Source organism: Aphanothece microscopica RSMan92, from assembly GCF_046613545.2.
Lineage (GTDB): Bacteria > Cyanobacteriota > Cyanobacteriia > PCC-6307 > Cyanobiaceae > NIES-981.
In genome coordinates, this window is record NZ_JBKKKY020000629.1 from 1 (window position 1) to 406 (window position 406).

1 pseudogene is annotated in these 406 nt (G+C 72.7%); it reads left to right on the top strand.

The annotated features are described in order from the left end of the window. Positions 1-40: 40 nt before the first annotated feature. Positions 41-406, top strand: a pseudogene (locus ACLD7X_RS19375) (1-deoxy-D-xylulose-5-phosphate reductoisomerase); the annotation flags it as partial.

Here is a 406-nt window from a genome sequence, read left to right on the forward strand (position 1 = left end):
CGCTGCTCCTGATTGATCCGGCATTGCTAAGGGCCCTGACATGAACACCGCGCGCCGGCTCACCATTCTGGGGTCCACAGGCTCGATCGGGCGATCCACGCTGGATGTGGTCGCCCAGGCCCGCGCCACCGAGCCGGACGCCTTTCCGATCGCCGCGCTGGTAGGCGGGCGCAAGGTGGGCGAGCTGGCCGAACAGGCCCGCCGGTTTCGCCCCCAGATGGCCGTGATCGCCGATCCCGCCCTGCTGGACGATCTGCGCGCCGCGCTGGCTGGCACGAATATCGGCGTCGCCGCGGGCCCGGAGGCGGTTGTGGAAGCCGCCGCCATGCCCGCCGATTGGGTGATGGCGGCGATCGTGGGGGCGGCCGGCCTTGCGCCCACGCTGGAGGCTGCACGCCGCGGGGCG